The following is a 6,278-nucleotide window of genomic DNA, read 5'->3' on the forward strand; positions in this document are numbered from 1 at the left end:
GCCTGGAGGGGTGGGTTCGAGGAGCGGCACCCGGGACGGCATCGCGGCGGCGTGTGTCGCACTCGCGTGTCTGCTCGTGCCGCTCGGCGTGCTTGCCGGATGGGCCGCGTACGGGCTCGCCGACACCGAGCGGTACGTCCGTACCGTAGCCCCGCTCGCCGAAGACCCCGCCGTACAGGCGGCCGTCGCGGACGCCGTCGGCGACGAGGTCGTACGGGAACTGGAGGCCCGCACCGAGGGCAACACCCCCGTCGCCCCCTTCGTCCGCGACGCCCTCGAGTCGTTCACCCGTACGGACGCATTCCGCACGGCGTGGGAGGCAGGCAACCGCACCGTCCACGACACCGTGCTGCACGCCCTGCGTGACGACACCCCCTCCACCGGCCCCGTCACCGTCGACCTCGCGCCCGTCACCGCCCAGGTGAAGCAGCGGCTCGAAGCCGACCACATGCCCTACGCGCACCGCATCCCCGTCGAGCACACCGCCCTGCCCGTGGTCCCGGCCGAGGAGGTGACCGGGCTGCGCCGGGGCTACCGGCTGCTGGACGCCGCCGCCTTCTGGCTGCCCCTCGCCGCCGTCGCCCTCGCCGTCACCGGCGTCACGGTCGCCGCGTCCCGCCGCCGCACCCTCACCGCGGCCGGACTGGGCATCGCGCTGGGCGGCGCCCTGCTCGCCCTCGCGGTGGTCCTCGGCCGCCGGCTGACCCTGGCCGACCTCCCGGACACCGTCCACCGCCCGGCGGCCGCCGCGGTCTACGACGCCCTCACGGCCACCCTGCACACGGCGTCCTGGCTGCTCCTGGCCGTGGGCACGACGGTGGCCCTGGCCGTACGGCTGACCGGCCGGCCGTTCCTCCGCCGCAGGCGCCCCGGGCCCGCCCCGATCACCTACTCCGCTACAACCCCCGTCCGCACCCGCACCTGAAACGGCGGTGCGGGCCGCCCCCGCACAAGGGGACGGCCCGCACCGGACGGGACGACGTACTCGACTCAGCGCCCGGACTTCTCCAGCGCCTTCTCCGCCTTGTCGAGCGCCGCGGCGAAGCCGTTGGCCCACAGCTGGTTCACCCGCGACCGCTCGGTCGAGTTCGGGTAGGCGTTGGTGCAGGACGGGCCGGGGCCGCCGCCGGACATCAGCTCGCTGCACGGACCGGAGTAGTGGTCCGGCAGACCCAGCACGTGACCGGTCTCGTGCGCGGTGACCCGCGTCGAGTTGTAGGTCCGGTTCTGGGCGTAGTCCAGGAAGATGTACCCGCTGCCGTGGCCGTCGGTGGACGCGTACGACCCGCGCGAGTCGTTCCCCTCGTAGTACGAGAAGTCGGCGCCCGAGGTGCCCGCCTGGAGTCTCACGTTGGAGACCGAGCTGTTCCAGATCTGGGCGCTCCGGGCTATCTGAGTGGCGAACGTGGGCGCCTGGGAGGCGTTGTAGACGACGGTGACGGCGGCGGCGCCGGTGGGGTCGGCGGCCCGCTTCTCGGCGACGGACTTCAGCACGGCCTCGAAGAACGCGCGGTTGGCCGCGGCCTCCTCGGACGAACCGGCGTACGCGGCGTACGAGTCGGCGGCGGGCGCGAGGGGGGCCTCGGCGGCGCCGGCCGGGGCGGCGCCCAGACCGAGCGCGGTCAGGCTCAGACCGGCGGCGGACAGCACGGACAGGGGCATGCGCAGGCGCATCGATGACTCCTTCGGTGGGGGGTGAGCCACGTGTCACCGGTGAGTGTCCGCGCCCGCGCGGCGGCTGTGATGATGGCAACCGGTGATAGGACCGGGCTATCACCGCCGCCCGGCCGCGTGCCGCCCGCCGCCCGGCCATGTGCCGCACGCCTCCCCGTCCCGGTGTCGCGGACGCCCGACTACGCCTGCACAGGCGGGATTTGGGTGTCTGGTGAAACCTGAACTTCCCGCTTACCCTCCCTGGACATGGAGCTTGAGGTCCGGCACCTCAGGGCGCTGTGCGCGATCGCCGACACGGGCAGTCTGCACCGGGCCGCACGCCAGCTCGGCGTGGCCCAGCCCTCGTTGAGCACGCAGCTGAGGCGCATCGAACAGGAGCTGGGCGGCGCCCTGTTCGTCCGCGCGCGCACGGGCTGCCGTCCCACCCCGCTGGGCCGGCTGGTGCTCAGCCGCGCCCGCCCGCTCGTCACCGAGCTGCGATCCCTGGTGACCGAGGCCCGCGCCGCCGCCGTCGGCGGCCGTCAGCTGCGCATCGGGTCCACCGCGAGCAGGGCGCTGGCCGGCTGGCTGCGCCGACTGCGCCGGCACTGGCAGGAACCCACCCTGCACATGGACGTCTCCGCCAACGCCCTGCTGCGCATGGTCGCCGACGGCCATCTCGACGTCGCGTTCGTGCACGAGGTGGAGGGCTGCCCGCTGCGCGTCCCGGAGGCCTTGCGCACCCGCGTGCTCATCGCCCGCGAGCCGCAGTTCGTGTCCCTGCCCGCCGATCACCCGGCCGCCGCCCGCCCGGTCGTCGACCTCGCCGACCTGGCCCACGACCGCTGGATGATCGACCCGGCGGTCGACGGCGAGTGGGACGCGGTACGCAGGATGCTGCGCGAGGCGGGCATCGACCCGCCCGTGCTGCACGGCGACTACCACACGGCCGCGTCCCTGGTCGCGATCGGCGAGGTCGTCACCGTCTGCCAGCCGACCTCCCCCTCCCGCCCCGACACGGCCGTCCGCCGCATCGCCGGCGACCCGCTGGGCGTACGGCTGCTGCTGGCGGCGCGTACGGACACCGAGCTGGAGGGCGTGTACCCGCACCTGGCGGACGCGTACCAGGAGGTGGCCCGGCAGGCCCCGGCGTACCGGGAGTGGCTGGAGGAGCTGGTGCCGGGCGCCTGAGCCACCCGGCCCCACCCCCTCCTTCTCACGGCGTCGTACGGCGTCAGACGCCGATGTCCCGCCCGTCCGCGCGCCACACCGCGACGACCGCCGGGCGGACGTACGTGCCGGGGCCGTCGGGCCAGGCGCTGGCCGGCTGGTCGACGGTCGCCCCGTCCACCTCGCCCGGGTGCTGCACGGCGACCAGCACCCGCCGGTCCTGGATGACGGGACCGCAGGTCTCGGCGCCGTTGGGCACGGTCAGGAACTGCTTCAGCTCACCGCGCCGGTCGCCGCGCGTGGCGACGCCGAAGAGGCCGTCGTGGGAGCCGAGGCTGCTGCCGTCGGTGGAGATCCACAGGTTGCCGTGGGCGTCGAAGGCGACGTTGTCCGGGCAGGAGATCGGGCTGACGGAGTCCTTCGGGAACCCGGCGAAGTACGTCGCCGGGTCCTCCGGGTCGCCCGCGACCAGGAACAGCGACCAGGCGAAGCGGGTGCTCTCCGGCCGGTTCCAGCGCTCGGTCAGCTCCAGCACGTGGCCGTGCTTGTTGGCGTGGCGCGGGTTGGCCTCGTCCGCCTTCGGGTTGGAGCCGACGCCGCGGTTGGAGTTGTTGGTGAGCGCCACGTACACCTTGCCGGTGACCGGGTTGGGCTCGATGTCCTCGGGCCGGTCCATCTTCGTGGCGCCGACCTTGTCACCGGCGAGACGCGTGAAGACGAAGACCTCCTCGGCGGTCATGCCCTCGACGTGCGAGACGGCGCCGTGCGCGGTCGCGGTGGCCAGCGGGATCCACTCGCCGCTGCCGTCGAACTCGCCGTCCTTCGGCAGCTTGCCGGTGCCGTCGATCTCGATGGCGGGCGAGTCCCCGGTCAGCTTGGCGACGTAGAGGGTGCCCTCGTCGAGCAGGGAGAGGTTGTGCTCACGGGCGGAGCGGCTGTTGCCGTGCCGCATCTTCTTGCTGCTGACGAACTTGTAGAAGTAGTCGAACCGCTCGTCGTCGCCGGAGTAGACGACCGGCCGCCCGTCGTGCGTCAGCCGCACGGTCGCCGCCTCGTGCTTGAAACGGCCGAGCGCGGTGTGCTTGCGGGGCGTGGACTCCGGGTCGTACGGGTCGAGTTCGACGACGTAGCCGAAGCGGTGCACCTCGTTGGGCTCCTGCGCGAGGTCGAACCGCTTGTCGAACCGCTCCCACTTGCGCTCGGTCGCGCCGGTGCCGATGCCGTACCGCTTGTCGGTGGCGCTGGAGCCGTTGGCGAAGTACTGGTTGAAGTTCTCCTCGCCGTGCAGCGTGGTGCCCCACGGGGTGGTGCCGCCGGAGCAGTTGTTGAGGGTGCCGAGCACCTTGGTGCCGCGCGGGTCGGCAGAGGTCTTCACCAGGTCGGAGCCGGCGACGGGGCCGGTGAGCCGGAACTCGGAGGTGGCGGTGAGCCGCCGGTTGAGGTGGTGCCGGCTGACGGCGGTCAGCTTGCCGCTGCGCCGGTCCTCCTCGACGGCGACGACCGCGAGGCCGTGGGCGGCCCAGGCGATCTCCACCTGCTCACGGGTGGGGTTCTCGGGGTCGTAGTCCCGGAACATGAGGATCTCGTCGGTGTACTCGTGGTTGGCGACGAGCAACTGACGTCCGTGCTCGCCCTTGAGCGGCAGCAGGGAGAGGAAGTCGCAGTTGTACCCGAACTGTCCGGCCTGCGCCTTGGCGCTCTGCCTGTCCCCGTCGAAGGCGGGCGCGCCGCGCAGGATCGGCTCGCCCCAGCGGATGACGACGTTCTGCCGGTAGCCCTCGGGCACGGTCACGGCGTCGTTCGTGTTCGGCGCGACGGGCGCGAACCGAAGTCCGCGCGCGCCCTTGGGTTTGTCGTGGTGGTGCCCGTGTCCGTGGCCGTGGCCCTTGCCGCCCGGCGCGGCCTGCGCCTCGGGCGCGCCGACGACGCCGACCGCACCGGCGCCGGCCGCGGCGACGGTCACGACGGCGGCGGCGCGCATCATCGAACGGCGGCTGAGGGCACCGGCGACGATGTCACCGACGTACTCGTTGTCGCTGGTGTTGGGCACCTCGTGGAAGCAGGCGTCACCACACCGGAAACGACAGGTCATGGCGGACCGTCCGCCGGGGTGCGAACCGGACGGCGTTCCGATCAACGGCAGCAGCTTTCGCACGTTTTCACTCCTTGGGTGCCCTTGGTGTCAGCGCGACCGTAGGAGCACACGGGTGCGACGACCGGGCGCGGGAGTGAACGACGGGTGAACCCGGAACGGCATCAAGGGCGCACGCCGGAGCGGACGGAGGGCCCCACACCGTCCGGAACGCGCCCTTGACAGATACGATCCCCCAACCCCCACCCTGCCCAAGATCGCCCCCCAGGGCCGCTAACCTTACGTGTCCGTCCTGGCCAGGGTTCGACGGGCACCAACTCACGCGAAGGGTTGCGCACATGGGCATTCTCACTCTCCTGCGGAACGCGTTCGGCCGGTCACGGAAAGCGAGGTCCACCGAAGCGGAGGGTGCGGCGCCGACCGCCGAAACGACGGACACCACCACTCCGCCCGAGGCGGAACCCACAGCTCCGCCGACCCCGACGGTCCCGGAACCCCGCGAAAGCGACGAACACGACCTGGTGAGGTCGGCCTTCGACAAGGTCGCGGTCCCCCGCCCGTCCACGGAGCGCACCCCGACACCGCCGACGGAACCGGCCCCGACGCCCGAGCCGGAGCCCAAGGCCGAGGCCGAGGCCCCCGAAGCCGAGGCGAAGCCGGAACCCACCCCGACCCCGGAACCGGAACCCACGCCCGAGGCGAAGACGGAGACGCCTGCCGAGGCCGAGCCGGAGCCCACCCCGGAACCGGAGCCGGACCCCAAGCCGGAGGCGAAGGCCAAGGCTGAGCCCGAGCCCGCCCCGCAGCCGGAGCCGGAAGCCACGCCGGAGGCGAAGGCCAAGGCTGAGCCCCAGCCCGCCCCGCAGCCGACGGAGACCCCGGCCGAGACCGAGGCGTCACCCGAGCCCGAGGCAGAACCCAAGGCCGACGCTGCGCCCGAGGCGGAACCCGAAGCCGCCGCGGAGCCGGCGGAGACCCCGGCCGAGACCGAGGCGGCACCCGAGCCCGAGGCAGAGCCCAAGGCGGAGGAGCCCGAGGCGAAGTCCGAGCCCGCCCCGCAGCCGGAACCGACAGAGACCCCTGCTGAGGCGAAGGCGGAACCGGAAACGGAACCGGAGCCCGCGGCCGCCGACGGCGATGAGGCCCCACAGGGGCCACCCGCACCCGACGACGAGACCCGCACGGGTGGTGCGGGTGGGAACACCCCGGCCGAAGGCGAAGCCGAGACCGAACCCGACACCAAGCCGACGGCAGCCGCCGAGTCGAACCCGGCCCCCACGCCGGAGGCGCCCCGCACGGACGGTGCAACCGAAACCGAACCCCCGGCCGAGGCCGAGGCCGAAGCCGAACCAACCCCCACCCC

General features: G+C 73.2%; 4 protein-coding genes and 1 pseudogene. 3 read left to right on the forward strand and 2 right to left on the reverse strand.

What is annotated here, in order from left to right:
• The first annotated feature begins 10 nt into the window (after positions 1 to 10).
• Positions 11 to 925, forward strand: a complete 915-nt coding sequence (locus tag CCN29_RS30695; RefSeq protein WP_086685783.1) for a hypothetical protein — start codon at positions 11 to 13, stop codon at positions 923 to 925.
• Between the two features lie 65 nt (positions 926 to 990).
• Here the strand turns inward: CCN29_RS30695 and snpA are convergent, their stop codons facing one another.
• Entirely contained in the window at positions 991 to 1,674 is a 684-nt protein-coding gene (gene snpA / locus CCN29_RS30700) for a snapalysin (RefSeq protein WP_031018044.1), read from the reverse strand.
• A gap of 246 nt (positions 1,675 to 1,920) precedes the next feature.
• Between snpA and CCN29_RS30705 the strand changes: the two genes are divergently transcribed.
• A complete protein-coding gene (locus CCN29_RS30705) occupies positions 1,921 to 2,844 on the forward strand; it encodes a LysR family transcriptional regulator (protein ID WP_006134937.1) in 924 nt (307 codons plus the stop codon).
• 43 nt (positions 2,845 to 2,887) lie between these two features.
• On the opposite strand, the gene CCN29_RS30710 is transcribed toward CCN29_RS30705, so the two are convergent.
• A complete protein-coding gene (locus CCN29_RS30710; protein WP_006134936.1) occupies positions 2,888 to 4,978 on the reverse strand; it encodes a PhoX family protein in 2,091 nt (696 codons plus the stop codon).
• A 458-nt stretch (positions 4,979 to 5,436) separates the two neighbouring features.
• On the opposite strand from CCN29_RS30710, the pseudogene CCN29_RS30715 reads away from it, so the two are divergent.
• Positions 5,437 to 6,278 (forward strand): annotated as a pseudogene (locus CCN29_RS30715) (VWA domain-containing protein); the annotation flags it as partial.

Source organism: Streptomyces pseudogriseolus (assembly GCA_002154585.1).
Taxonomy (GTDB): domain Bacteria; phylum Actinomycetota; class Actinomycetes; order Streptomycetales; family Streptomycetaceae; genus Streptomyces; species Streptomyces pseudogriseolus.

Bases quoted from the DNA above. Each gene is read 5' to 3' on its own strand.
- CCN29_RS30705 (WP_006134937.1), top strand. From the start codon at position 1,921: ATGGAGCTTGAGGTCCGGCACCTCAGGGCGCTGTGCGCGATCGCCGAC.
- snpA (WP_031018044.1), bottom strand. From the start codon at position 1,674: ATGCGCCTGCGCATGCCCCTGTCCGTGCTGTCCGCCGCCGGTCTGAGC.